At 76.5% G+C, this 25,053-nt stretch carries 23 protein-coding genes; 13 read left to right on the plus strand and 10 right to left on the minus strand.

The annotated features are described in order from the left end of the window. Positions 1-146 precede the first annotated feature (146 nt). From ACYQBY_RS19125 to ACYQBY_RS19135, 3 genes are all read left to right on the plus strand, one after another. Positions 147-704: a tetratricopeptide repeat protein gene (locus ACYQBY_RS19125; RefSeq protein WP_459645479.1), complete on the plus strand. Its 558-nt coding sequence runs from the start codon at positions 147-149 to the stop codon at positions 702-704. A 187-nt stretch (positions 705-891) separates the two neighbouring features. Then, on the plus strand, positions 892-1,644 hold the full coding sequence (locus ACYQBY_RS19130; RefSeq protein ID WP_459645480.1) for a sugar phosphate isomerase/epimerase family protein: 753 nt from the start codon (positions 892-894) through the stop codon (positions 1,642-1,644). Then, a complete protein-coding gene (locus ACYQBY_RS19135; RefSeq protein ID WP_459645481.1) occupies positions 1,641-2,747 on the plus strand; it encodes a Gfo/Idh/MocA family protein in 1,107 nt (368 codons plus the stop codon). Before ACYQBY_RS19130 ends, ACYQBY_RS19135 begins: the two co-directional genes overlap by 4 nt. Before the next feature lie 115 nt (positions 2,748-2,862). On the opposite strand, the gene clpB is transcribed toward ACYQBY_RS19135, so the two are convergent. After that, positions 2,863-5,523 (minus strand): ATP-dependent chaperone ClpB, encoded by a 2,661-nt coding sequence (gene clpB / locus ACYQBY_RS19140; protein ID WP_459645482.1) that lies wholly within the window; start codon positions 5,521-5,523, stop codon positions 2,863-2,865. Positions 5,524-5,782: 259 nt separating this feature from the next. On the opposite strand from clpB, the gene ACYQBY_RS19145 reads away from it, so the two are divergent. Then, positions 5,783-6,409, plus strand: coding sequence for an SGNH/GDSL hydrolase family protein (locus tag ACYQBY_RS19145; protein ID WP_459645483.1), 627 nt, complete (start codon positions 5,783-5,785; stop codon positions 6,407-6,409). Between the two features lie 100 nt (positions 6,410-6,509). Here ACYQBY_RS19145 and ACYQBY_RS19150 read toward each other — a convergent pair whose 3' ends face one another. The 3 genes from ACYQBY_RS19150 to ACYQBY_RS19160 all read right to left on the minus strand — a co-directional run bounded on the left by ACYQBY_RS19150 (position 6,510) and on the right by ACYQBY_RS19160 (position 9,466). Next, positions 6,510-7,829: an APC family permease gene (locus ACYQBY_RS19150; protein ID WP_459645484.1), complete on the minus strand. Its 1,320-nt coding sequence runs from the start codon at positions 7,827-7,829 to the stop codon at positions 6,510-6,512. A gap of 183 nt (positions 7,830-8,012) precedes the next feature. Then, positions 8,013-8,369, minus strand: a complete 357-nt coding sequence (locus ACYQBY_RS19155; protein ID WP_459645485.1) for a DoxX family protein — start codon at positions 8,367-8,369, stop codon at positions 8,013-8,015. 275 nt (positions 8,370-8,644) lie between these two features. Continuing rightward, complete coding sequence (locus tag ACYQBY_RS19160) at positions 8,645-9,466, minus strand: NAD(P)H-binding protein (protein WP_459645486.1); 822 nt, start codon at positions 9,464-9,466, stop codon at positions 8,645-8,647. Positions 9,467-9,598: 132 nt separating this feature from the next. On the opposite strand from ACYQBY_RS19160, the gene ACYQBY_RS19165 reads away from it, so the two are divergent. Continuing rightward, entirely contained in the window at positions 9,599-9,928 is a 330-nt protein-coding gene (locus tag ACYQBY_RS19165) for a PadR family transcriptional regulator (RefSeq protein WP_459645621.1), read from the plus strand. Next, positions 9,925-11,436, plus strand: a complete 1,512-nt coding sequence (locus ACYQBY_RS19170; RefSeq protein ID WP_459645487.1) for a hypothetical protein — start codon at positions 9,925-9,927, stop codon at positions 11,434-11,436. The genes ACYQBY_RS19165 and ACYQBY_RS19170 overlap by 4 nt, the downstream gene beginning before the upstream one ends. A gap of 56 nt (positions 11,437-11,492) precedes the next feature. Here the strand turns inward: ACYQBY_RS19170 and ACYQBY_RS19175 are convergent, their stop codons facing one another. Next, positions 11,493-12,485 (minus strand): EamA family transporter, encoded by a 993-nt coding sequence (locus tag ACYQBY_RS19175; protein ID WP_459645488.1) that lies wholly within the window; start codon positions 12,483-12,485, stop codon positions 11,493-11,495. Positions 12,486-12,526: 41 nt separating this feature from the next. Here ACYQBY_RS19175 and pdxR point away from each other — a divergent pair, with 41 nt between their 5' ends. The 3 genes from pdxR (at position 12,527) to ACYQBY_RS19190 (ending at position 16,570) form a co-directional block, all read left to right on the plus strand. Further along, positions 12,527-14,035 carry a MocR-like pyridoxine biosynthesis transcription factor PdxR gene (gene pdxR, locus ACYQBY_RS19180; protein WP_459645489.1) on the plus strand — a complete coding sequence of 503 codons (1,509 nt, stop codon included), beginning with the start codon at positions 12,527-12,529 and terminating at the stop codon, positions 14,033-14,035. Between the two features lie 95 nt (positions 14,036-14,130). Next, the gene (locus tag ACYQBY_RS19185) at positions 14,131-15,588 is read left to right on the plus strand and encodes a peptidase M16 family protein (protein WP_459645490.1); all 1,458 of its coding nucleotides are present in this window, start codon (positions 14,131-14,133) and stop codon (positions 15,586-15,588) included. A gap of 58 nt (positions 15,589-15,646) precedes the next feature. Continuing rightward, positions 15,647-16,570: a ribonuclease Z gene (locus ACYQBY_RS19190; protein ID WP_459645491.1), complete on the plus strand. Its 924-nt coding sequence runs from the start codon at positions 15,647-15,649 to the stop codon at positions 16,568-16,570. Between the two features lie 12 nt (positions 16,571-16,582). Here the strand turns inward: ACYQBY_RS19190 and ACYQBY_RS19195 are convergent, their stop codons facing one another. From ACYQBY_RS19195 to ACYQBY_RS19205, 3 genes are all read right to left on the minus strand, one after another. Beyond that, on the minus strand, positions 16,583-17,110 hold the full coding sequence (locus tag ACYQBY_RS19195; RefSeq protein ID WP_459645492.1) for a SigE family RNA polymerase sigma factor: 528 nt from the start codon (positions 17,108-17,110) through the stop codon (positions 16,583-16,585). Beyond that, positions 17,107-17,910, minus strand: a complete 804-nt coding sequence (locus ACYQBY_RS19200; protein ID WP_459645493.1) for a hypothetical protein — start codon at positions 17,908-17,910, stop codon at positions 17,107-17,109. Before ACYQBY_RS19200 ends, ACYQBY_RS19195 begins: the two co-directional genes overlap by 4 nt. 96 nt (positions 17,911-18,006) lie before the next feature. Beyond that, positions 18,007-18,312: an EthD domain-containing protein gene (locus ACYQBY_RS19205; RefSeq protein WP_459645494.1), complete on the minus strand. Its 306-nt coding sequence runs from the start codon at positions 18,310-18,312 to the stop codon at positions 18,007-18,009. Positions 18,313-18,556: 244 nt separating this feature from the next. On the opposite strand from ACYQBY_RS19205, the gene ACYQBY_RS19210 reads away from it, so the two are divergent. The 4 genes from ACYQBY_RS19210 (at position 18,557) to rhaS (ending at position 23,360) form a co-directional block, all read left to right on the plus strand. Next, positions 18,557-20,080: a sugar ABC transporter ATP-binding protein gene (locus ACYQBY_RS19210; RefSeq protein ID WP_459645495.1), complete on the plus strand. Its 1,524-nt coding sequence runs from the start codon at positions 18,557-18,559 to the stop codon at positions 20,078-20,080. Continuing rightward, positions 20,077-21,123, plus strand: a complete 1,047-nt coding sequence (locus tag ACYQBY_RS19215; protein WP_459645496.1) for an ABC transporter permease — start codon at positions 20,077-20,079, stop codon at positions 21,121-21,123. Before ACYQBY_RS19210 ends, ACYQBY_RS19215 begins: the two co-directional genes overlap by 4 nt. Continuing rightward, a complete protein-coding gene (locus tag ACYQBY_RS19220; protein ID WP_459645497.1) occupies positions 21,113-22,165 on the plus strand; it encodes an ABC transporter permease in 1,053 nt (350 codons plus the stop codon). The genes ACYQBY_RS19215 and ACYQBY_RS19220 overlap by 11 nt, the downstream gene beginning before the upstream one ends. A 103-nt stretch (positions 22,166-22,268) precedes the next feature. Then, the gene (rhaS, locus tag ACYQBY_RS19225) at positions 22,269-23,360 is read left to right on the plus strand and encodes a rhamnose ABC transporter substrate-binding protein (protein ID WP_459645498.1); all 1,092 of its coding nucleotides are present in this window, start codon (positions 22,269-22,271) and stop codon (positions 23,358-23,360) included. Positions 23,361-23,466: 106 nt separating this feature from the next. Here the strand turns inward: rhaS and ACYQBY_RS19230 are convergent, their stop codons facing one another. Both ACYQBY_RS19230 and ACYQBY_RS19235 read right to left on the minus strand, forming a co-directional pair. Beyond that, the gene (locus ACYQBY_RS19230; RefSeq protein ID WP_459645499.1) at positions 23,467-23,907 is read right to left on the minus strand and encodes a heat shock protein transcriptional repressor HspR; all 441 of its coding nucleotides are present in this window, start codon (positions 23,905-23,907) and stop codon (positions 23,467-23,469) included. Positions 23,908-23,917: 10 nt separating this feature from the next. Further along, positions 23,918-25,009 (minus strand): DnaJ C-terminal domain-containing protein, encoded by a 1,092-nt coding sequence (locus ACYQBY_RS19235; RefSeq protein WP_459645500.1) that lies wholly within the window; start codon positions 25,007-25,009, stop codon positions 23,918-23,920. Between the last annotated feature and the right edge of the window lie 44 nt (positions 25,010-25,053).

Genomic DNA, 25,053 nt, shown 5'->3' on the forward strand with positions numbered 1-25,053 from the left:
GCGGGGCGCCCGGCACCCGCTGGAGCACCCGTTCCGGCACCCTCCGGAGCGCCCGTTCCGGCACCTGGTGGAGCCCCGCGCACGTGACTGCGCCGAACGGGTAGCGGAGCGCGACTCCGGAGCGGCCGCTCACTACTGTCGCTCACGTGCGCCAACCCGTGACCAGCAGTGACGTCGAGGACGCCGAGGTGGCTGCTTCCCTCGACTCCCGCGCGCAGCAGGCCCTCGCGGACCTCTTCGAGGCCTGGGCGTGCACCCCCCAGCCCGACGACTCGGTCTCGACGGCCCGCCTGCTGGTGGCCGCGAGCGAGCACCGCGTGTACGCGGGCGACGCGGAGGGTGCGCTGCGGCTGGCGGAGCGGGCCGTGTCGATGGGCGACGACGTGCCGCCGGACACCCGCTGCTACGTGGTCTCCGCGCTGCTGGCGTGCGGGCGTGCCGCGGAGGCGTGGGAGCTGGCGGAGCGGGTCGCGGCCGACCACGTGGGCAACGCGGAGGTGCACCTGTTCCTCGGGGAGGCGTTCGCCTGGCACGGGGAGATCGGCACGGCGGCACGGGTGTTCGGGCGCGGGATCTTCGGCTGCGCGGGCGACCCGGAGGCGGTGGAGTCGCTGCTGGGGGCGTGGCGGCGCTCGCGCTCGCGCGCGGTGGGCGGCCTGCCGGTGGACCTGCGCTCGGTGCCCGGGCAGCGCGTCCCGCACTGACCTCCCGCGCACGCCCCGCGCCGGATGCGGCACGGTTCCCGGCTTAAACGGTTAAGTTGTACGCTTGGCCCCGGCGAGATCGCTCTCACCCGCGCGCTAGCGTGACCCTTCCGCTCCTGACCCGGCCGGCGTTGACCCCTCGGCACAGGGCCGTACCGAGCGACAACCCACCGTTCCAGGGAGAAGCGTGACCGGAACCAAGCTGTCCGTACAGCTCTACACCGTCCGAGAAGCACTCACCGAGGACCTGCCCGGGACGCTGCGGCGCCTGGCGGACATCGGGTTCACCCAGGTCGAGCCGTTCGGCCTCACCGCGCACGCCGACGCCCTCGCGCCGGCCCTGCGCGAGACCGGCCTGTCGGCCCCCACCACCCACGAGCTCTTCGTGGGCAGGTCCGACGACGAGCTCGACGCGGTCTTCGCCACCGCCGCCCGCCTCGGCGTGCGCACCGTGATCGACCCGCACGTCCCCGCCGAGCGCTGGACCTCGGTGGCCGACGTGCAGGAGGTCGCCGCGCAGCTCAACGCCGCGGCACGCATCGCCGAGCGCCACGGCGTGCGGGTCGGCTACCACAACCACGCCCACGAGCTGGAGAGCGTCCTCGACGGCACCACCGCCTTCGAGGTCCTCGCCGCGCACCTCGACGACGCCGTCGCCCTGGAGGTCGACACCTACTGGGTGGCCGTCGGCGGGCAGGACCCCGTCGCCCTGCTGCAGCGCCTCGGCGAGCGCGTCGTCGCCCTGCACGTCAAGGACGGGCCCGCCACGAAGGACACCAAGGACCAGGTGGCCGTCGGCCGCGGCTCCCTGCCGGTGCACCGGATCGTCGAGGCCGCCCCGCACGCGCTGCGCGTCGTGGAGCTCGACGACTCCCGCGACGACCGGTTCCAGGCCGTCGCCGACAGCTTCGCCTGGCTGACCGCGGAGGGGCTGGCATGAGCACTCCCCGCACGGGTCCCGTCGGCGTGGGCGTCATCGGCGCCGGCGTCATCAGCAACCAGTACCTGGAGAACCTCACCTCCTTCCCGGACCTCGACGTGCGCTTCGTCGCGGACCTGGACACCGAGCGGGCGAGGGCGCAGGCGGAGAAGTTCGGCGTGCCCGGCTCCGGCACGGTGGCGGAGCTCCTCGCCGACGACGCCATCGAGATCGTCGTCAACCTGACGATCCCGAAGGTGCACGTCGAGGTCGCCCGGCAGGTCCTCGCCACCGGCAGGCACGTGTGGAGCGAGAAGCCCATCGCCCTGGACCGCGACAGCGGCCGGGAGCTGCTGGAGGCGGCGGAGGCGGCGGGCCTGCGGGCGGCCGCGGCGCCGGACACGTTCCTCGGCGCGGGCATCCAGACCGCACGCCGCCTGCTGGAGGCCGGTGAGGTCGGCACGCCCATGACCGCGCTGACCCTGCTGCAGAGCCCCGGCCCGGAGTCCTGGCACCCGAACCCCGCGTTCCTCTTCCAGGAGGGCGCCGGGCCGCTGTTCGACATCGGCCCGTACTACATCACCGCCCTGGTGCAGCTCTTCGGGCCGGTCCAGCGGGTCACGGCGCTGGCGTCGAAGGCGAAGCCGACCCGCACGATCGGCTCCGGTCCCCTGGCGGGCCAGGAGTTCGACGTGACGGTGCCCACGCACGTCGGCGTCCTCCTCGAGTTCGAGTCGGGGCAGAGCGCGCAGAGCGTGTACAGCTTCGACTCCAAGGTCAACCGCACGCAGTTCGAGGTGGCCGGCGTGGAGGGCACCCTCGTCGTGCCGGACCCGAACACCTTCGAGGGCGACGTCCTCGTGCACCGGGGCGACGACGAGGTCGTGACGTTCCCCGCGAAGGGCTCGACGACGACCCGCGGCACGGGCGTGCTGGAGCTGGCGCGGGCGATCCGCGCGGGCGTGCCGGAGCGGGCCTCGGCGCAGCTGGCGTTCCACGTCCTGGACGTCATGCAGTCGGCGATCGAGTCCTCGGAGAACCGCGCTCCCGTCGAGGTGACCAGCACCGTCGAGGTGCCGCCGGCGCTGCCGGAGGACTGGGACCCCCGGGCCCGCACCCTCTGACGCCCCGCACGGCCGCGAGGCCCCGCACCCCCGCACGACGGACGGCCCCGGTCCACCAGGACCGGGGCCGTTCCGCGTTCAGCGCCGTCGGACGGCGACCGTCGAGAGCCGCCCGTCAGGCGCCGACCGGCTGCTCCGCGCGGCGGACCACCAGGCCCAGGCTGGCGCCGGCGGCCTCCCGCGAGGGCGCGTCCCCCTCCTTCGAGAGCTCGATGCCGAACGCGCCGGGCTGGACGTCCACCTCGACGGTGTCGCCGTCGCGGACCTCGCCGGACAGGATCGAGCGGGCGAGGCGGTCGCCGATCTCGCGCTGCACGAGGCGGCGCAGCGGCCGGGCGCCGTACGCGGGGTCGTACCCGGTGAGGGCCAGCCAGTCCTTCGCCGCGTCCGTGACCCGCAGCGTCAGGCGCCGGTCGGACAGCCGCCTCGCGAGACGCTGCACCTGCAGCTCCACGATGTACGACAGGTCCTGCGTGGACAGCGGGTCGAAGACGACCACGTCGTCGAGCCGGTTGAGGAACTCCGGCTTGAACGACGCCCGCACCGCCGCCATCACGGCCTCGTGCTTGGCCTCCTGCGACAGCCCGGGCTCCACGAGGAACTGCGAGCCGAGGTTCGAGGTCAGCACGAGGATCGCGTTGCGGAAGTCCACGGTGCGGCCCTGCCCGTCGGTGAGCCGGCCGTCGTCGAGGACCTGCAGGAGGACGTCGAACACCTCGGGGTGGGCCTTCTCCACCTCGTCCAGCAGCACCACGGAGTACGGCCTGCGCCGCACGGCCTCGGTGAGCTGGCCGCCCTCCTCGTAGCCGACGTAGCCGGGAGGTGCACCGACGAGACGGGCGACGGCGTGCTTCTCGGAGTACTCGCTCATGTCGATGCGGACCATGGCGCGCTCGTCGTCGAAGAGGAAGTCCGCCAGGGACTTCGCCAGCTCCGTCTTGCCGACGCCGGTGGGGCCGAGGAACAGGAACGAGCCGGTGGGCCGGTCCGGGTCGTTGACGCCCGCGCGCGAGCGGCGCACCGCGTCGGAGACGGCGCCGACGGCGCGGTGCTGCCCGACGAGCCGGGAGCCGAGGACCTCCTCCATGCGCAGGAGCTTCTCCGTCTCCCCCTCCAGCAGCCGGCCGGCGGGGATGCCGGTCCAGCCGGAGATGACCTCGGCGATGTCGTCGGGGCCGACCTCGTCGGCGACCATCGGCTTGTGCGTCCCGGCCGACTCGGCGGCCTGGGCCTGGGCGAGGTCGCGCTCCAGGCCGGGGATGCGCCCGTAGAGGATCTCGCTGGCGCGGCCGAGGTCGCCCTCGCGCTGGAGCCGCTCGGCCTGCGAGCGCAGCTCGTCGATCTGCTGCTTCAGCTCGCCGACGCGGTTGAGCCCGGCCTTCTCCTCCTCCCAGCGGGCGGTGAGGGCGGCGAGCTGCTCCTGCTTGTCGGCCAGGGCGGCGCGCAGCGTCTCCAGCCGGTCGCGGGAGGCGTCGTCCGCCTCCTTGGCCAGGGCCAGCTCCTCCATGAGCATCCGGTCCACGGCGCGGCGCAGCTCGTCGATCTCGACGGGCGAGGAGTCGATCTCCATGCGCAGCCGGGACGCGGCCTCGTCGACGAGGTCGATGGCCTTGTCCGGGAGCTGGCGGCCGCTGATGTAGCGGTCGGACAGCGCCGCGGCGGCGACGAGGGCGGAGTCGGCGATGGCGACCTTGTGGTGCGCCTCGTAGCGCTCCCGCAGCCCGCGCAGGATGGCGATGGTGTCGGTCACGCTCGGCTCGCCCACGTAGACCTGCTGGAAGCGGCGCTCCAGGGCGGGGTCCTTCTCGATGCGCTCGCGGTACTCGTCCAGGGTGGTGGCGCCCACCAGGCGGAGCTGGCCGCGGGCGAGCATGGGCTTGAGCATGTTGCCCGCGTCCATGGAGCCCTCGGCGGCACCGGCGCCGACGACGGTGTGCAGCTCGTCGATGAAGGTGACGATCTGGCCCTCGCTGCGCTGGATCTCCGCCAGCACGGCCTTCAGGCGCTCCTCGAACTCCCCGCGGTACTTCGCCCCGGCGACCATGGCGGACAGGTCGAGGGAGATCAGCCGCTTGTCCCGCAGCGACTCCGGCACGTCGCCGGCGACGATGCGCTGCGCGAGGCCCTCCACGACGGCGGTCTTGCCGACACCCGGCTCACCGATGAGGACCGGGTTGTTCTTGGTGCGCCGGGACAGGACCTGGACGACGCGGCGGATCTCGGAGTCGCGGCCGATGACCGGGTCGAGCCGGCCCTCGCGCGCCTGGGCGGTGAGGTCGACGCCGTACTTCTCCAGGGACTGGTAGGTGCCCTCGGGGTCGGGCGTGGTGACCTTCTGCCCGCCGCGCACCGACGGCAGGGCGTCGAGGAGCGCGTCGCGGGTGGCGCCGGCGGAGCGCAGCGCCTCCCCGGCGGCCGACTGCCCGGCGGCGGCGCCGAGGAGGAGGTGCTCGGTGGAGACGTAGGCGTCGTCGAGGGCGCGCGCCTCGTCCCCGGCGGACTGCATGAGCTGCAGGGCGGGACGGGAGAGCTGCGGCTGGGCGACGGCGGAGCCGGACGCGCTGGGCAGCGAGGCCAGGGCGCCCTTGACCCGGTCGAGGACGGCGCGGCGGTCGGCGCCGAGCTTGTCGAGCAGGACGCCCGCGACACCGCCCGCCTGCTCCAGGAGCGCGGCGAGCACGTGCAGCGGCTCGACCTGCGCGTGACCCGCGGTGGTGGCGCGGTGCACGGCGTCGGAGAGGGCCTCCTGCGCGCGGGTGGTGAGCTTCAGGTCCACGGGTTCTCCCTTCTGCGGCGGTGACGTGGACGGCTGTCCGGTACAACGCTCCAGAGTTGAGTTTGTTCCGCTCAACATGGTGACGCATCGGTGGCTCAGGTGCGAACCCGGGGAGCACCCGGCCCCGGGGCGGGGACGTTCCGTGGGCGACACGCGGGCGTTGCGCCGCGCGACGTCCCCGTCCCGTCCCGCTCCCGTCCTGCTCCCGTCCCGCGCCCCGGGTGGGCGGGCGGCGCCCCCCCGGGGTTGACTGGTGCAGGTGGCACTGCGCCTGGCCCTGCTCGGGGACTCCCTCGCCGCCGGCACCGGCGCCTCCCGCGCCGCCGACACGCTCGCGCCGCGGCTGGCCGCCGCCCTGTCGGCCTCGGGACTGCCCGCGGAGGCCCGGGTCTTCGCCGTCCCCGGCGCCCGCAGCGAGGCCCTGGCGGCCCAGGTGTCCACCGCCGCCCCGTGGCGGCCCGATGTCGCCCTCGTCGTCATCGGCGGCAACGACCTCAGGCACCTGGTGCCGCCGGACGAGGCGGCGGCCGCCCTGGGCCGGGCTGCGCGCGCCCTGCGGGAGCTCGGAGCCCGGGTCGTCGTCGTGCCCGCCCCCGACCTCAGCGTGGTCGCCCACGTCCCACCGGCCCTGCGCGGCCTCGTGCAGGCGGCCAGCGCCGTCCTGCGCACGGCGCAGGCCCGCGCCGCGACGGCGGAGGGCGCCCGCACCGCCGACCCCGGCCCCGCGGTGACCGCCGCCTTCGCCGCCGACCCGGCCCTGTTCAGCGCCGACCGGTTCCACCCCTCCGGCGCGGGTTACGCCCTGATCGCCGAGGCCGTGCTGCCGGTCGTGCAGGCCGCGGCCGAGGAGGCCGCCGCCGGGCGGGAGGACCGGCCCCGGACGTGAGCCGGCGGCCCGGCTCGCCGCCCGCTCCGCCCGGCCCGTCGTGCGCCGGCCCGGCGGTCCGTGGGCGGCCTCGAGGTGGGCGCGGGTCCGCCGGACGTCCTCAGCGGCGCGCCCGGCGGGCGGCCAGGTGCGACAGCCCGTGGAGCACGACCCCGAGCAGGAGCAGCAGACCGCCCCGTGCCCACACGCCCGCCTCCTGCTGCGTCAGCAGCACCACGCAGGACAGCACCCCCAGCACGGGCAGCGCGGTCGGTGCCCGGAAGTGCCGGTGCTCCACGTGGTCGCGCCGCAGCACCAGGACGGCGACGTTGGTGCTGATGAAGACGAACAGCAGCAGGAGCACGACCGTGGCGGCCAGGGTGTCGAGGTCACCGCTGAGCACGAGGGCCATGGAGACGAGGGTGGTCACCACGATCGCCACCCACGGCGTGCGCCGGCGCGGGAGCACCGTCGCCAGCGCCGCGGGCAGCAGGCCCTCCGTGGCCATGCCGTACGTCAGGCGGCTGCACATCAGGGAGGTGAGCAGCGCCCCGTTGGCCACCGCCACCAGCGCGACGACCGCGAACAGCCACCCGGGGATCCCGACGTCCGCCACGGCGACGACCTCCAGCAGCGGGCCGTCGGAACCCGCGATGCGCTCCGGCGCCACGGCCGTGGACACCGCCAGGCCCACCGCCACGTAGACCACACCCGCGGTGAGGAGCCCCGCGAACAGGGCGCGCGGGTAGGTGCGGCTGGGGTCGATCGCCTCCTCCGCCATGTTCGCCGACGTCTCGAACCCGACGAAGGAGTAGTAGGCGAGGACGGCGGCACCTAGCACGGCGAGTGCCGGGGAGCTGTCCCCGGCGAACTGGAGCGCTCGGCCCGGCACGCCGTCACCGCGCCCGAGGACGAGCGCGGCCAGGACCACGACGAGGACGAGCCCGCTCACCTCGACCACCGTCATCACGACGTTGGCGCGCAGCGACTCCTTGACGCCGCGGGCATTGAGCACGGCCACCGCGGCCAGGAAGACGAGCGCGGCGGGCAGGACCGGGACGTCGACGAGCTCGGAGAGGTAGCCGCCGGAGAAGGCCAGGGCCAGACCCGCCACGCTCGTCACGCCCGCCGCGAGCATGGAGAAACCCACGAGGAAGGAGACGAGCGGACGGCCGTAGGCGCGCTGGGCGAAGACCGCCGCACCACCGGCCTTCGGGTACTTGGTGACCAGCTCGGCGTAGGAGGCGGCCGTCAGCAGGGCGAGCAGCAGCGCGGCCAGCAGGGGCATCCAGAGGGCACCACCCACCCGCTGCGCCAGCACCCCCACGAGGGCGTAGATCCCGGCTCCCAGGACGTCGCCGAGGATGAACAGGTAGAGCAGCCTGCCGCTGATGGCGCGCTGCAGGCCGGGGCCGCCCGGGCGTGTGGAGAGTGTGCTCACCCGCAGTTCCTACAGCCCGCCTCCCCGCTCCGCCCGCCGGGACGACGGCGCGTGCGCGGTCCGGCGCGCACGTCGCCCGCCCGCCGTGGTCCGCCAGGCCCGCACCTCACCGTCCCGCTCCCTCGGGAACCCCGCCTGCGGCACCGGCGCGAGCCGCGCGGCGGACACGCCCGGGTCCACCCGTCAGGCGAAGCTCACGACCCAGGTGCCGGCGCAGAGGAGGAGCATCCCGGTGGCGTTGACGAACAGGTTCCGCCCGAGGTCCCGGGCCCGGACGTGCATCGTGATCGCGACGAGGAAGTAGGCGACGAGAGCGGCGCACGTGAGGGCCCCGAGGAAGGGGATCCACAACCCCGCGAGGAGCCCGGCCGCGGCGGCGACCTTGAGCACGGGCAGCACCCGCCAGAACCGGCGCGGGAAGCGCACGTCCTCCAGGCACCGGCGGACGAAGTCCGCCGGCCGCACGCAGAGCGCGGCATCGGCGAGCTGCACCAGCGCCAGGACGACGACGGGCCAGACCGGGTCGGCGACAACCTGCACGGCGATCCCTCCACGACCATCCTGGCGCCTGTTCCCGCACCGGTGGACCCGTTGTGGCGCAGCCCACCAGGAGGACTCCCAGCCGTGCGGGCGGGTGCACCCGGGGGCGGCGGGGACGTTCTGCGCCCGACACGCGGGCGTGTCCGCGCCGAACGTCCCCGCCCCAGGAGCAGCCCCGCCCCAGGAGCAGCCCCACCCCAGCAACAGCCTCCACCCAGGAGCAGCCCCACCCGGGCACAGCCCCACCCGGGCACAGCCCCACCCGGGCACAGTCCTCAGCGGAAGGCGTCCGCGTGCTCCCGCGCCCACCGCGCGAACGTCGTGGCGGGCCGGCCGGTCAGCTCCTCCACGAGCCGGTTCGCCTCCGGCGGGTGCTGCCCGTACGCCCCGACCGCCTCGTCGAGGTACCAGGCGGCCCCCTCCCCCATCACCGGCTCCAGCAGCGCCACGGCCTCGTCCCGCCCGACCTGCACGAACGGCACGTCCCGCCCGAGTGCCTCGCCGACGAGGCGGACCATCTCGCGGCGGGTCAGCACCTGCGGGCCGGTGAGCCCGTACGCCCGCCCCTCGTGCCCTCCCGGTGACGGCTCTGCCGACAGCAGCACCGCCGCCGCGACCGCGGCCACGTCGCGCATGGCGATCGGCGCGCTCGCCGCCTCGGGCCACGGTTCCCGCACGCACCCGTCGCCGCGGACCTGCGCGGCCCACACGAGGCAGTTCTCGGCGAAGTCCCCGGGCCACAGGTGCACCCACGGCAGGCCGGACGCCTCGACGGCGCGGGTGACCCCGCCCCACCAGCTCTCCGGTTCCCCGGAGAGGTCCACGACGAGCCGGACCCCGGCCTCGCGGGCGGCGGCGAGCACCTGCGGTGCGGTGTCCGGGGCCGGTGCGAGGTACATCCGCTCCACGCCGCGCAGGGCCGGGCCGAGCCCCTCCGGCCGGCGCACGGAGCCGACCACGACCTCCACCTCCTGCGGCAGCGCCGCGCGGGCGGGGTTCACGGTGAGGGCCCGCACCCCGCTCGCGCCGCGGACCAGCAGTTCGTCGACCACGAGGCGCCCGACGCTGCCCGTGGCACCGGTCACGAGGATCGTCACACCGGCCTCCCGTGGTAGCCCTGCCCGTCGGCGCCCAGCCCAGCAGCCGGGCGGCGTGGTCCGCAAGGGCTGCCGCGGCCCTGGCGGATGCTCCGGTGACGGAAGTATCGTCGCGGCGTGACCAGCAGACGACTGCAGGAACCCTCGTTCCTGGTGCTCACCGCCCTGGCCACCGGCCCTCAGCACGGCTACGGGATCCTCAAGGACGTCGAGGCCCTCTCCGGAGGCGCGGTCGTGCTGCGCGTCGGCACCCTCTACGGCGCCCTGGACCGCCTCACCGGGGAGGGGCTCGTCGAGGTGGACCGCGAGGAGGTCGTGGACTCCCGGCTGCGCCGCTACTACCGCCTCACCGCCACGGGCGCCGAGCGCCTGGCGGCCGAGGCGCAGCGGCGGCGGGCCCAGGCCGAGGCGGCGCTGCGGCGGCTCGGCCCGGCCGCCGGCCTGCGGGGACGGCCGGCGTGAGCGGCGCACCGTCGCCCCTGGAGCGCTCCTACCGGCGGGTGCTGCGCTGGTACCCGCCGCGCTACCGGCGCGAGCGCGAGGACGAGCTGGTCGCGGTCCTGCTCCAGGCCGCCGCACCCGGCCGGCACCGCGCCACCGCCGCCGAGCGCGCCGACCTGCTGCTCGCCGGGAGCCGCCTCTGGGGCCGGGTCCTCGCGGCGGGTGGCCGGAACCGGCCGGGACGTGCGGCGGGGGTCACCGCCCTGGGCGTGGGGCTGCTCGTGGCGCTCCTGCCGTCCGGCCCGACCGCCCCGCCACCGGGCCCGGCGAGCCTGCCGGAGCGGTTCGCGGGCTACTCGCACCGCACCGGCAGCGTCTCCGACGACCCGGCGGGCCCGGCCGTCGCCCTCTTCCAGCACGGCTGGGGCGTCGAGCTGGTGGACTTCCCGCAGGCCGTCGCGGTCGGCGCCACGGCGGACACCTACCGCCGCGTCGACCTCGCGGAGCGCCGCGCCGGGGAGGGCGCGCAGGGCGACCCGGCCCCGATGCTGCTCTCGGCGGACGGGCGGACGGTCGCCGTCGGCACCTGGGGCGCGGCCACGGCCGACGTGGCGGTGCAGGACCTCGCCACCGGGCGGGTGCGGACCTGGCCGCTGGCGGGCGCGGGGCGCGTCGTACCCCTCGCGCTGTCCCCCGACGGCGCCGTCCTGGCGGTGACCGTGGCGCCTGCCGCGTCGCCCCCGGGGTCGGGGGCGACGGCGCTGCACCTGCTGGACCTGCGCACCGGGCACGTGAGCACCCCCGACGCCCCGGCCCCGGTGGCGGTCGCGGCCTGGTCGCCCGACGGCACCCGGGTGGCGGTGCAGGCGGTCGGGGACGGGTATCCCGCCGGGCAGGACCCGGCCGCGCCGCCGGTCTCCGTGCCCGACCCGGAGGTGCTGGTGCTCGACCGCACCGGCACCCCGCGGCAGCACGTCGGCGTGCCCGCCGGGCAGCGCCTGGCGGGCCCGGGCGCCTGGACCCCCGACGGGCGGGCCCTCACCACGGGCACCGGTGTCGCCGGGTACTGCGGTCCCGGGTTCTCCACCTGCGGTGTCCGGCCGCTCGCGCTGGTCCCGGTGGACCCCGGGGCGGCACCCGGCGCGCTGCCCCCGGCGGGCGGGGGCAGCAGCTTCCTCGGCTGGGCGGGCCCCGGGCGCGTCCTGCTCTCGCGCCCGGACACCGGCGGGGAGGAGGTCTCCTACGCCGGCGCCCTGCGCATCGAGGTCCTCGACGTGGGGACCGGGGCCTCCGCGCCGGTGAGCAGCCTGCCCGTCACCGGCGAGTTCGGCGCCGGCAGGCTCCAGGTCGCGGCCGGTGCACTGGGCGAGGAGCCGGTCCGCGAGGCGGTGGCGGTGGACCGCGGGCGCGGGCCGCTGGTGCTGCGCCTCGGCGGGGCGCTGCTGCTCGCGCTCCTCGCGGCCTGCGGCGCCCGCCTCGTGGCCCGCTCGCTGCGCCGCTCCCGCGGGGGCGGCGCGCTCCACGCCTGAGACTGCCCGCCCGGGACCTGCGCGCCCGAGGTCTGCCCGCGGGCCCGCCGGCGTCCTCAGGAGCGCCCGGGCCGGGCCGCCCGCAACCCGAGCGCCAGCCCCAGCCCCACGACCGCGATGCCCGCCCAGACGGGCGCGGCCGGCAGCGGCCCACCCAGGACGGTCCCGCTGAGCGCGGCGGACACCGGCGCCACCGCGGTGAGCAGTCCCGCGCGGCCCGCGCCCAGCGCGCGCACGCTGGAGTACCAGAGCACGAACGCCACGGCGGTGACGGCCACGGCCAGGTACGCCACCGCCAGCAGGTGCGCCCCGCCCAGCCGCAGGGCCGCGTCGCTCCCGTGGCGGGCCGTGTCGGCGAGCGCCCACGCCCCGAACCCCGCCGCCGCCATCCACGTCGTGTGCACGGACACCCCCCACGGCCCGTGCCGGCGCAGGACGGGTACGGCGAGCAGCGTGAAGCCCACCTCGCACGCCAGCACGAGCACCGCCCACAGCAGCCCGGTGGCGTCGCTGCGCCCGGCGCCCTCCACGAGCACGGCGCCGGTGGTGACGACCCCGGCGGCGAGGACCGCGCGCGCCGCGGGGCGCCGGTGCTGCGCCAGGGGCGCCGCCAGGGCCAGGACGAGGGGCACGCCGGCCACGGCGACCCCGAACACCGCGGGGTCGGCGTGCTCGGAGCCGCGGACGAGGGCGAGGTTGAACAGGACCAGTCCCGTGCCGGTGACGGCGGCGAGCCAGGCCCACTCGGCGCCGCGGGGGCGGCGCAGCACCCGGCCGCCGAGCCGGGCCGCCGTCACGAGGAGCGCGCAGGCGACGGCGTAGCGCAGGGCCTGCGCCGCGGCGAGCGGTGCGTCCGCGAGGACGGCGGACACCCCGGTGCTGCCCCCGACGAACGCCATGGCCCCCGCCCCGGCCAGCACGGCGGCCACGAGGGCGCCGCCCGGCGGTGGCTGCGGCGGGGCGCCCGGGGGGCGGGGCGGCGGGATGTCCGGGGGGCGGTGCGGCGGGATGTCCGGAGGGCGGTGCGGGCGGTCGCCGGTGAGGGTCACGTCCCGATCCTGGAGCCCGATCGGTCCGGTATGAAGGACCAATGACCGCCCCGTCCGGTGGACCGATCGACCGCCCCGGTGGCGGCGCGGACTTCCTGCAGCTCGACGCCGCACACGTGCCGGGCCGGGAGCTGACGGGCTGGCTGACGTCCGCGCTGCGCGCCGCGGTGCTCGACGGCCGCCTGGCGGTGGGCACCGCGCTGCCCGCGACCCGCACGCTGGCGCGGGACCTCGGGACCTCCCGCGGTGTCGTGGTGGAGGCGTACCGGCGCCTCGGCGAGGAGGGCCTGGTCACCGGCCGCGTCGGCTCCGGCACGCGCGTCACGTCACCGGGTGCCCCCGCGCCGCCGCCCTCCGCTCCCGGCGCTGCGCCCGCGCGGACCCCGGACCCCGGCGCGCCGCGCACCGACCCGGCCCGGCTGGACCTGTGGCCGGGCGTCCCGGACCTGGCCGCGTTCCCGCGCGCGGCGTGGCTGCGGGCCGAGCGCGCCGTCCTGGCCACCGCCACCGCCCGCGACCTCGGCTACGGCGACCCCCGTGGCAGCGCCGTGCTGCGGGCGGAGCTCGCGGCCTGGCTGGCCCGCACGCGGGGCCTGCGCACCGGCCCCGACGAGCTGCTCGTCGTCACGGGTGTGGCGCAGGCCCTCGCCCTGCTGGGGCAGGTGCTGCGCGCCCGGGGGCACGAGCGGGTCGCCGTGGAGGACCCCGGCTCGCGCGGCGCCCGCGACCAGCTCGCCCACTGGGGGCTGGCCCCCGTGGGGGTGGGCGTCGACGCGGACGGCCTGGACGTCGCCGAGCTGGAGCGGGCGCCGGTCGCCGCGGCCGTGGTGACCCCGGCCCACCAGTTCCCCACCGGGGTGGTCCTCGCGCCGCGGCGGCGGCAGGAGCTGCTGGCGTGGGCGGCGGCGCGGCAGGGCCTCGTCGTGGAGGACGACTACGACGCCGAGCACCGCTACGACCGCCGGCCCGTGCCCGCGCTGCAGGCCGCCGCCCCGGAGCTGGTGGCGCACACCGGCAGCACGTCCAAGACCCTGGCGCCGGGCCTGCGGCTGGGCTGGCTCGTGCCGCCGGCGCACCTGCGGGCGGACCTGGTGGCCGCCAGGCACGCCAGCGACATCTGCGGCCCGGTGCTGCCGCAGCTCGTCCTGGCGCACCTGCTGGCCTCGGGTGCGCTGGAGCGGCACCTGCGCCTGGTGCGGCAGCGGCAGCGCGCGCGGCGCGACGCGCTGCTGGCGGGGTTGCGCGAGCACCTGCCGGGCGCACGGGTGCACGGGGTGCCCGCGGGGCTGCACCTGCTCGTCACCCTGCCCGGGCACCCGGGGGCGCAGGACGCGGGCCCCGGCGGCGCGGGCACCGGGGACGCGGCCGCGGTGGAGGCGGCGGTGGTCGCCGACCTCGCGGCGGGCGGGGTGCGGGTGCAGCCGCTGTCGCTGCACCGCCTGCGGCCCGGGCCGCCCGGGCTCGTGCTCGGGTACGCCGCGACCGGCCCGGACCAGCTGCGGGAGGCCGCGCGGCTCATCGCGGCGGCCGTGCGGCGGCACGGCGGCTGAGGGCTGAGGGGCCCGGCCGCGACGGGCGGTCGCCCGTGCGGGTGACGTTCGGGCGAACCCCTGCGCCGGGAGCGGTGAGTACCTACGGTGCCCGGGTGCGTGAACTGCTCGTCGACGGTGTCCGGGTCTTCCACGCGGAGGGCCCGGCGAGGACGACCGCGGCGCTCCTGGTCGGTGTCGGCCTGCGGGACGAGACCTTCATGCAGGTGGGCGTCACCCACCTCGTCGAGCACCTGGCCATGGGGACGCTGCCGAGGTCCCACCTCGACAGCAACGCCGGCGTCGACGTCGACCGCACCGTCTTCCACGCCACCGGCCGCCCGCAGGAGGTCGGCGCGTTCCTGGAGTCGGTGTGCCGCGCGCTGGGGGACCTGCCGCTGGAGCGGGTGGAGCGGGAGGTCGGCGTGCTCCTCGCGGAGGACTGCGCCGGGGCGGACCTCACCATGGCCGCGGCGTGGGCGGCCCGCTACGGCCTCGCCGGCCCCGGCCTGGCCGCGACCCGCGGCGCGGGGCCGGAGGCGCTGACACCGGAGCAGGTCCTCGCGCACGCCCGCCGGTGGTTCGTCTCGGGCAACGCGGCCGTCGCGGTCGTGGGCCCGCTGCCGGAGGGGCTGCGCCTGCCGCTGCCGCGGGGCGGGCGGCCGGTGCGGACGGACCCGCCGGCGCGGGAGCAGGACGGCCCGCAGTGGGTGCAGGGCCCCTACGGCGGCGTCGGCCTGCTGCTGGAGGTGGAGGACGCGCAGGACCCGGTGGCCGTGGTGGCGGTGGACGTGCTCGTGGACCGGCTGCAGGACGTGGCCCGCACCCGGCACGGCCTGAGCTACTCGGTGCGGGTGGAGGTCCTCGCGGTGGGCGGGCGCGACCTGGTCAGCGTCGCCGTCGACGCGCGGGAGGGCAGGGTCAGCGACGTCGCGGGGCTGGTGTGGGCGGAGCTGGCGGACCTGGCGGAGCGGGGTCCGGCCGCCGGGGAGCTGGCGCACGCCGTGGGGGGCGTGCTCCGGCGCACCGACCCCGCCGACCCGGAGGTGCTGGAGGCGGAGGCGCCCCGCGCGGCCTCCGCCGCGGTGGCCGGCGCGCGGCTGCGGCCGGTGCGCGAGCTGGCCGCGCAGGTGCGCGGGGTCACGGCCGCGCAGGTGGCGGACGTGCTGGCCGGGGCGCGGCGCGGGGCCCTCGTCACCGTCCCGCAGGGCGAGCACCTGCGGGGGCGGGGCATCGCGGAGCGGACGTGGTGCCGGGTGGGCGGGGAGCTGCCGGCGGGCCGCAGCTACCGGCCGAACGCGCTGGCGCGGCTGTTCGCGAGGGGCGCCCGCCGGCAGCTCGTGCTGGGCGAGGAGGCGCTGGGGCTGCGCGACGCCGACGGGGACCAGCACCTCATCGCGTGGGACGAGGTGGTCGGGGCGCTGCCCCTGGACGGGGACGAGGGGGTGTCCGTCGCCGGCCGGGGCCTGTGCGTCATCGACGTGCACCGGGACGTCTTCGGTGCGGGTGCGGTCGCGGACGTCCGCTCGCGGCTGGCGGCCCGGGGCCTGCCGGGGGCCGCCCCCGCACGCTGAGCCCGCGGGGCCGGGGCGGGTCGCACCGGCCGTCCGGGGCCCCTGCGATGCTTCCGGTGTGTCCGCACGCGAGCTCGTCGTCCTCGGCACCGCCAGCCAGGCACCGACCCGTACCCGGAACCACAACGGCTACCTGCTGCGCTGGGACGGGGACGGCGTCCTGTTCGACCCCGGGGAGGGGACGCAGCGGCAGGTGGTGCACGCCGGTGTCTCCGTGACCCGCATCGGGCGCATCTGCGTCACCCACGCCCACAACGACCACGCCCTGGGCCTGCCCGGGGTGCTGGCGCGGATGGCGCTGGAGGGGGTGACGCGCCGGGTTCCGGTGCACGGGCCGGTGCACGCCGTGGAGCACCTGCGGGCGCTGGTGGCCGTCGCGGACGTCTCCCTCGACGTGGAGGTGCTGGGCTGCGACCCGGCCCCGGGGCAGGACGTGGAGGTCGCCACCGTCGCCGGTGCCCGCCTGAGCGCGCGCTACCTCGACCACCGGGTCCCCGCGGTGGGGTACCGCCTGGACGAGCCGCCGAGCCGCCGTTTCGTGCCGGAGCTGCTCGCGGCGGCCGGCGTGAGCGGGCCGGACGTGCGCCTCCTCGCCGAGCTGGGCGAGCTGCGCGGGGTGACGGTGGCGGACGTGAGCGTCAGCCGGCGGGGGCAGTCGTTCGCGTTCGTCATGGACACGCGGCTGTCCCCGGCGGTGGAGGAGCTGGCGCGGGGCGTGGACCTGCTGGTGTGCGAGTCGACGTTCCTGGACCGGGACGCGGACCTGGCGCAGCGGTACGCGCACATGACGGCCCGCGAGGCGGCGACCGTGGCGGCCGCGGCGGGGGTGCGGCGCCTGGTGCTGACGCACTTCTCGCAGCGCTACCCGGACCCGGGGGAGTTCGTGGCCGAGGCGACGCTGGCGGTGCGGGACGCGGGCGGGGACACCGAGGTCGTGGTGGCCTCCGACCTGGACGTGGTCGAGGTCCCGCCGCGGCGCTGAGCGGCGCGGCGCTCAGGCCCCGCCGACGAGTGCCCGCCGCAGCGCGGCCAGGCCGCGGGAGGCGTTGCTGCGCACGGTGACCTCGCTGACCTGCAGCGCCGCGGCGATCTCCTCGTCGCCCATGCCCTCGAAGTGCCGCAGCACCAGCGCGGCGCGCTGCCTGGGTGGCAGCCTGCGCAGCTCCCGCAGCAGCAGGTCGCGGTCGGCCAGCACGTCCTCGGGGCGGCGCGCCGGGTCGGGCACGTCGGGCAGGTCCGCGCGGGCGGGGCGCTCGCGGCGGGCGGCGGTGCGCCACCAGGACGTGCAGGCGTTGACCACCATGCGGTTGACGTAGGCGCGGGGGTCGTCGGTGGCGCTGATGCGGTCCCAGCGCAGCAGTGCCCGCCCGAGGACGTCCTGCACGACGTCCTCGGCGGCCCCGGGGTCGCGCAGCAGCCCGCGGGCGATCCGCAGCAGGGCGGGCCCGCGGACCACGACGAACTCCTCGAACCCCGGGGCGGGCCGCGCCTCCCGCGCCTCCCGCGAGGTCACGGCGGTCACGGTGCCACCGCCGTCGCCCGCTCCAGCGCCCGGGCGGACAGCGCGCGCAGCGCGTCGAGAGCACGGGTCTGGTCCCCGCCCACGGTGGCGTGGACCTGCACGACGACCTCGCCCTCGCGCAGGAGGGCGGCGGTGTTCCAGGCCGAGCCGTCGGCGAGGGCGGGCGCGAACCCGGCGACGACGTCGGCGGCGGGGTAGTTCTCCGTGTCGTCGTACTGCCACACCCCGGACTCCTGCGCCTCGTGCGGGCACGCGCCGGAGTCCACCCGGACCTGGTGCAGGAAGCCCTCCGCGGCGGCCGGGTCGGAGAACACCCAGACCCGCTCGGACACGCCCTCCGGCAGGACGGTGCCGCCCGGGTGCGGCGCCGCCCAGATCCCGCCCAGGTCGCGCAGCACCACGCCGCCGGCGTCGACGGGGCCGTCGTCGCACAGCCCGGCGGGCACCTGCGACGGCACGCCCTCCGTCCGGCCCACGGGCAGCAACCCGGGCAGGACCGCCCGGACGTCGGCGTCCGCGAGCAGCCCGGCCCGGCGCTCCTGCGGTGCGGGCGTGGTGGCCGGCTGGGTCACCAGGGGCCCGGAGCGTTCCGGCACCGGCCAGGAACCCGGGAGCCCGAACGGCGCGACGAGCGCCGCGGCGGCCACCGCGAGCAGCGTCGAGCGCCGCCGTCCCCGGTGCACCCGTGCCCGCCGGTGCGCACCTGCCAGGAGCCGGTCCACGTCGGTCCGGGGGTCCTCCTGCCCCGCCGCGCCCAGCGCGCGGCCGAGGGCCTCGTCCCAGTCGTCGTCCCGTGCCATCCCGTCCTCCCCCGCGCCGGGTGTCGGCGCCCCCTGCAGACGCGGGGAGGGGCCGGGATGTTGCACGCCGCGACGGGAACCGGTGAGCCCCCCGGCTCAGACCACGGTGTGCAGGGTGACGCGCATGCCGCCCATCCGGTCCAGGTCCAGGAAGTTCGCGCAGTCCTCGATCACGGCGGCCCACTGCGGGCTCGCCTCGGAGGCCGCGACGGCGTCCTCGTCCGGGTACTCCAGGACGACGACCCCGTCGTACGGGCCCTCCTCGGTGGCGTGGTGCTGCACGCAGCCGGTGATGCCGGGGACGGCCGCGACGAGCGGGCCGTGGACGTTCCTCCAGTAGTCGCTGAACTGCTCGGGGGTGAGGTCGGGACGGCGGGCCAGCAGGAACACCCGGTTGACCATCGATCGCGCTCCCTGGTGAGGGGGTGGAGGGGCGGTCACGGTAGCAGCGACGGCCGCGGCGGCGGACGGGAACGGGCAGGTCGGGCGATCCTCCTCGGGCACAACCGGTTCCGGCGCGCGGACCGGGACGGACCGCGGCGGGGCACCGCACCGGCGCGCTGTACGACGATGCAGGAACGGTGCTTGACGCTCCCGGGGCGGAGGTCTAGCGTTCCGCTCACTGAATCGTTTCACGGGAGGCAACGTGGCCGCACCCCAGTCCACCCCCCTGCTCTCGCTGCACGGGGTGGGCAAGTCCTACGGCGCGGTCCGCGCACTGCGCGACGGCCGGCTCGACCTCTACGCCGGCGAGGTCCACGGCCTCGTCGGGGAGAACGGCGCCGGGAAGTCGACCCTCGTGAAGGTGCTCGCGGGCGTCCACCGCCCCGACACCGGGCAGGTCGTCCTCGACGGCGCCCCGCTGGTGCTCGGCGGCCCGGCCGACGCCCGCGCCGCCGGCATCGCGATCATCTACCAGGAGCCGACGCTCTTCCCGGACCTGTCGGTCGCGGAGAACATCTTCATCGGACGCCAGCCCCGCGGGCGGGGTGGGGCCGTCGACTTCCGCGCCATGGAGGCGCAGGCGGCGGAGCTGTTCCGCCGCCTGGACGCGCCGGTGGACCCCTCCCGCCCGGCGCGCGGCCTGTCCATCGCCGACCAGCAGCTCGTGGAGATCGCCAAGGCGATCTCGCTGGACGCCCGCGTCATCGTCATGGACGAGCCCACCGCGGCCCTGTCGGGCCACGAGGTGGAGCGCCTCTTCGGTGTCACCCGCGGCCTGACGGCGGCAGGGGCCGCGGTGCTGTTCATCTCCCACCGCTTCGAGGAGATCACCGCCCTGTGCCGGCGGGTGACCGTGATGCGCGACGGGGCGTGGGTCTCCACCGACCTGACGGCCGACCTCACCGTCGACGAGATCGTCCGGCGCATGGTGGGCCGCGACGTCACCACGCTCTTCCCCAAGCAGGACGTGACCCCCGGGGAGGTGGTCCTCGAGGTGGAGGGCCTGACCCGGGCGGGCTGGTTCCGCGACGTCTCGTTCAGCGTGCGGGCCGGGGAGATCGTGGCGCTGGCCGGGCTCGTGGGGGCGGGACGCTCGGAGGTCGTGCAGGCGGTCTTCGGGGTGGACCGGGCCGACACCGGGACCGTCCGCGTCGCCGGGCGCCCGCTGCGGCTCGGCTCCCCCCGCGCCGCGATGGCCGCCGGTCTCGCGCTGGTCCCCGAGGACCGCCGCCAGCAGGGGCTCGTCCTGGAGATGTCCATCGAGCGCAACACCACCCTGCCCCGCTCCCGCCGGCTCGCCCGTCTCGGGCTGCTCACCGGCAGGAGCGAGCGGGCCTCGGCGTCCGAGTGGACCCGCCGGCTGCAGACGAGGTTCCACCGGATCACCGACCCGGTGGGCACCCTGTCGGGCGGGAACCAGCAGAAGGTCGTCCTGGCCAAGTGGCTCTCGACGAACCCGGAGGTCCTGCTCATCGACGAGCCGACGCGCGGGATCGACGTGGGCACCAAGGCCGAGGTGCACCGCCTCATCTCCTCGCTCGCCGCCGGAGGGCTCGCCGTCGTGATGGTCTCCTCCGAGCTCCCCGAGGTCCTCGGCATGGCCGACCGGGTCCTCGTCATGCACGAGGGGCGCATCACCGCCGACATCCCCCGGGCCGAGGCCGACGAGCGCAGCATCATGCTCGCCGCCACCGGCCAGGACACCCTCCTGGGGGGTGCGGCGTGAGCACCGCCACCGCGCAGCCGAGGCAGGGTGCCCCCGGCTCCGCCGCGCCCGGCACCTCGCCCGTCGAACGGGTCCTGCGGGCCCGCTCCCTCGGCATCGTCCTGGCCCTCGTCGTCCTCGTGGCGGTGACGGCGGGCGCGAACCCCCTGTTCGTCTCCGGGCAGAGCGTGCGGGACATCGCCCTCGGCACCGCGATCCTGGCGATCCTCGCGGTGGGCCAGACGATCGTCGTCGTGACCCGCAGCATCGACCTCTCCGTCGGGTCGGTGCTGGCGCTGTCGGCGTACGCGGCGGGCAGCCTCCTGCAGAGCGCGCCGGGGACCCCGGTCGTCCTCGCGATCGCCCTGGCGATGCTCGTGGGCGCCGCGTGCGGGCTCCTCAACGCCGTCCTCGTGCGCTTCGGCGGGGTACCGGCGCTCGTGGTCACGCTGGGGACGATGTACGTCTTCCGCGGCATCGCGTTCTCCTGGACCGGCGGCCAGCAGATCACCGCCGACGAGATGCCCCGGAGCTACCTGGCGTTCGGGACGGCATCGATCCTCGGGATCCCCCTGCTCGTCCTCGTCGCCGTCGTCGTGCTCGTCACCGCCGGCGTCGTGCTGGGCCGCTACCGCGCCGGCCGCGACCTGTACGCGATCGGGTCCAACCCGGACGCGGCGGTGCTGGCGGGCATCCCCGTCGGGCGCCGCCTCCTCACCGCCTTCGTCGTCTCCGGCACCCTCGCAGGTCTGGCCGGCGCCCTGTACGCCGCGCGGTTCGGCACCGTGGACGCCGCCGCGGGCACCGGGTACGAGCTGACCGTGGTGGCCGCGGCCGTCGTCGGCGGTGTCGTCGTGACCGGCGGCAGCGGCACCGTGTGGGGCGCCGCCCTCGGTGCCCTGCTGCTGACCGTCATCAACTCGGCCCTGCCGGTGCTGCGCATCGAGCAGTTCTGGCAGCAGGCCATCGTCGGCGCGCTCATCCTGCTGGCCATCTCGACCGACCGCGTGCTCACCACCCGGCTCGCCGCGCAGCTGCGGAGGAGGAACTCCCATGGCCGTTGAGGTCCCCGGCAGCACCGCTGCCACCGGGGGGGCGCCGCGCCCCGCCCGGCCCGGTCGCCTGCAGGCGCTGGCCTCGTGGGAGGCCTCGATCGTCGCGCTCACCGTGCTCGTCCTCGTGGTCGCCTCGCTGACGGTGGACGGCTTCGGCAACGCCGGCAACGCGGTGTTCCTGCTCCTGGACATCGCCCCGGTCCTGCTCATCGCGCTGCCCATGACGCTCATCGTGATGACCGGTGAGATCGACCTGTCCGTGGCCAGCACCCTCGGCCTGACCGGTGCCGTCATGGGGTCGCTGTGGGTGGGCGGCATGGCGATCGAGACGATCATCCCGCTGTGCCTCGTGCTCGGCGCCGTGCTCGGCGCCGTCAACGGCTTCTTCACCACGGTCGTCGGGCTGCCGTCCCTGGCGGTGACGATCGGCACGCTGGCCCTCTACCGGGGCCTCGCCTACGTGGTCCTCGGCAGCACCGCGGTGGCGGACTTCCCCCTCGCCTACACCGGCTGGGTCACCGGCACGGTCGGCGGCGCCACCGGGAGCGGCTGGGTCCCGAACCTGCTGCTGCCGCTGGTGGTCGCCGCCGTCGCCTTCGGCGTGGCCCTGCACGCCACCCCCACCGGGCGCGGGATCGTGGCGACCGGGGCCTCGGACACCGCCGCGCGGTTCGCGGGCCTGTCGACCCTGCGCATCAAGTTCTCGCTCTTCGTCCTGTCCGGGGTGGTCTCGGCGCTCACCGGGGTGCTGTGGGCGCTGCGCTACTCCAGCGCACGCGCCGACAACGGCGTCGGGCTGGAGCTGGCCGTGGTCGCCGCGGTCCTGCTCGGCGGCGTGTCCATCTTCGGCGGCCGCGGCACCCTGCCCGGGGTGGTCGCCGCCGTCGTCCTGCTCGCGTCGCTGCAGAACGCGCTGCGCCTGGAGAACGTCTCGAACGAGGCGCTCACCGTCGTCACCGGCAGCCTGCTCATCGTCTCCGTCCTCGCGCCGAACGTCCTGCGCGCCGTGCGCCGACGGGGTGCAGCCGCCCGGGCGGCCCGGGCCACTTGACCACCTCTCCGCCGCACAGCGCCACCCGCACCCACCACGCCAGGCGCCACCGACGACGCCGCGCGCCGACGCCCCACCCGGGGCGCAGAACTGGAGGAACACCATGCCCGCTCGCCGTGGCCTCACCCTCGTCCTCGCCGGCAGCCTCGGGCTGACCGTGGCCCTGACGGCCTGCGGTGGTGGCACCACCCGGGAGAACCAGGGACAGCAGCCCGCCCCGGCCTCTCCCCCGGCGTCCTCCTCGGCCGCGGCCTCCGCCGACCCGTCCGCGGAGATCCCCGAGGGCCTGAAGATCGCCTTCCTGCCCAAGCAGCTGAACAACCCCTACAGCGACATCACGGCCGCGGGCGGCGAGGAGGGCGTGGAGGAGCTGAAGGGCGAGTACAGCCTCGTCGGCCCCAACGACGCCAGCGCCTCCAGCCAGGTCAGCTACATCAACACCCTCATCCAGCAGCAGCAGGACGTCATCAACATCGCCGCCAACGACCCGAACGCGGTGTGCCCCTCGCTGAACCAGGCCCGCGGCAAGGGCATCAAGGTCGTCAGCTTCGACTCCGACGCCAGCCCCGACTGCCGCGACGTGTTCATCAACCAGGCCACCACCGAGGGCATCGGGCAGACCCTCGCCCAGCAGGCGCTGGAGCTGTCCGGCGGCGGCGAGGTCGCGGTGCTCTCGGCGACCGCGAACGCCACGAACCAGAACGCCTGGATCGAGGTCATGAAGAAGGAGCTCGCCAAGCCGGAGTACGCGGCCGTGAAGCTCGTCGAGGTGGCCTACGGCGACGACGACGACCAGAAGTCGTTCGCCCAGACGCAGGCGCTGCTGCAGAAGTACCCGAACCTCAAGGCGATCGTGTCCCCGACCACCGTGGGCATCTCGGCCGCGGCCCGCTACATCTCCACCAGCGACTACAAGGGCGAGGTGGCCGTCACGGGCCTCGGCACGCCCAACCAGATGCGCGAGTACGTCAAGGACGGCACGGTGAAGGAGTTCGCCCTCTGGAGTCCCGCCGACATCGGCTACCTCGCGGCCCACGCGGGCGCCGCGCTCGCCGCCGGGCGGATCACCGGCGCGGAGGGCGAGACGTTCGAGGCGGGCCGGCTCGGGGAGTACACGATCGGCGCCGACGGCGAGGTCGTGCTCGGGCCCCCGACCACGTTCGACGCCGCGAACATCGACGAGTTCGACTTCTGACGTCCCCCCGTCCGGTGCGGGGACCACGCGGAGCACCCGCGCCCACCCGGCGGACACGACGAGGACGGCCCACCCCCTCCGGAGGGGGTGGGCCGTCCTGTCGTGCTCAGCTCCTGCGCTCGCCGGGTACGAGCCCCGGCCGCCACAGCACCAGCGCGCGGGACCGCGCCGGCGAGGGGGGCCGGCGCCCCGCGGTGGTGGCGACGATGTCGCCCGCCGCGCCGGCGGCGAACACCCTGCCGGACGCCTGCCGGAGGCGGACGACCTCCTCGGCGAGGACGTGGACCCGGTCGGTCAGCAGCTCGACCTGTTTCTCCAGGTCCATGATCCTCTTGATGCCGGCGAGGTTGACGCCGTCGTCCTGGGACAGCCGCTGCACCTCGCGCAGCCGTGCGACGTCCCGGGCCGAGTAGCGCCGGCCGCGGCCGGGGGCGCGCTGCGGTGAGACGAGCCCGAGCCGGTCGTACTGCCGCAGCGTCTGCGGGTGCATCCCCGCGAGCTCGGCGGCCACGGAGATGACGAAGACCGGGGCGTCGTCGTCGTGCATCCGTCCCTCCTCAGCCCGCGGCCCGCTCCGCGAGCCCGGCGCGGGGGTCGTCCTGCGCGGTCGCCTCGGCGAACGCCTCCACGGCCCGGCGGGCCTCGTCGTCCAGGCGCTGCGGGACGACGACCTCGACGGTGACGAGGAGGTCGCCGTGCGCGTCGTCGGACCGGGCCCGGCGGGCACCCTGGCCACGCACGCGCAGGGAGCGCCCGGTCGGGGTCCCCGCGGGGATCTTCACCCGCACGCTCCTGCCGTCGTAGGTGGGCACGTCGACCGTGGCGCCGAGCGTGGCCTCGGGGAACGTGACGGGCAGGGTCATCCGCAGGTCGTCGCCCTCGCGCCGGAACACCGGGTGCGGCTCGACGGTGACCGTGACGAGCAGGTCACCGGCGGGACCGCTGCCCGCGGCGGGCAGGCCCTTGCCGCGCAGGCGGACGCGCTGGCCGTCGCGGACCCCGACGGGCAGCCGGGTCGTGAGGGTGCGGACGGGCCCACCGCGCGGGTCGGGCACCTTGAGGGTGACCGTGGCGCCCTCCAGGGCATCCCGGAAGGGAACCCGGCAGGTCGCCTCCAGGTCCGTGCCGCGGGCCGGGGCACCGGTCCCGAAACCGCCGCCGGCGGGGCCGGGTCCGGCGAAACCCCCGGTGCCGCCGTAACCACCGGGCGCCGGGCCGAACCCGCCCTGCTGCCCGAACAGCCCGCCGAGCAGGTCCTCGAACCCCGCGCCCTGTCCGGCACCGGGGGTGCCGAACCGCACGCGCCCGCCCGCGCCACCGGCGCCCTGCCCGAACAGCCCGCCGAGCAGGTCCTCGAACCCGGCACCCGGGCCGGCGCCGCCGGGCCCGCCGGCGGTGAACCGCGCGCCCCCGCCGACCATGGCCCGGATGCCGTCGTACTGCCGGCGCTTGTCGGGGTCGGACAGGACGGAGTACGCCTCACCGACCTCCTTGAAGCGCCGTTCCGCGTCGGCGTCGCCGGGCCGGGCGTCGGGGTGCAGGTCCCGCGCCTTCTTCCGGTACGCCTTCTTGAGGGTGGCCGCGTCGGCGTCGTGGGGGACGCCGAGCACGTCGTAGAAGTCCTTCTCGGCCCAGTCCTGCATGCTCATACGCGTCCCCTCCTCCCGGTTCCCCGGACCCTGGCGGCCCGGTG

Source organism: Kineococcus anabasis (genome assembly GCF_054590795.1).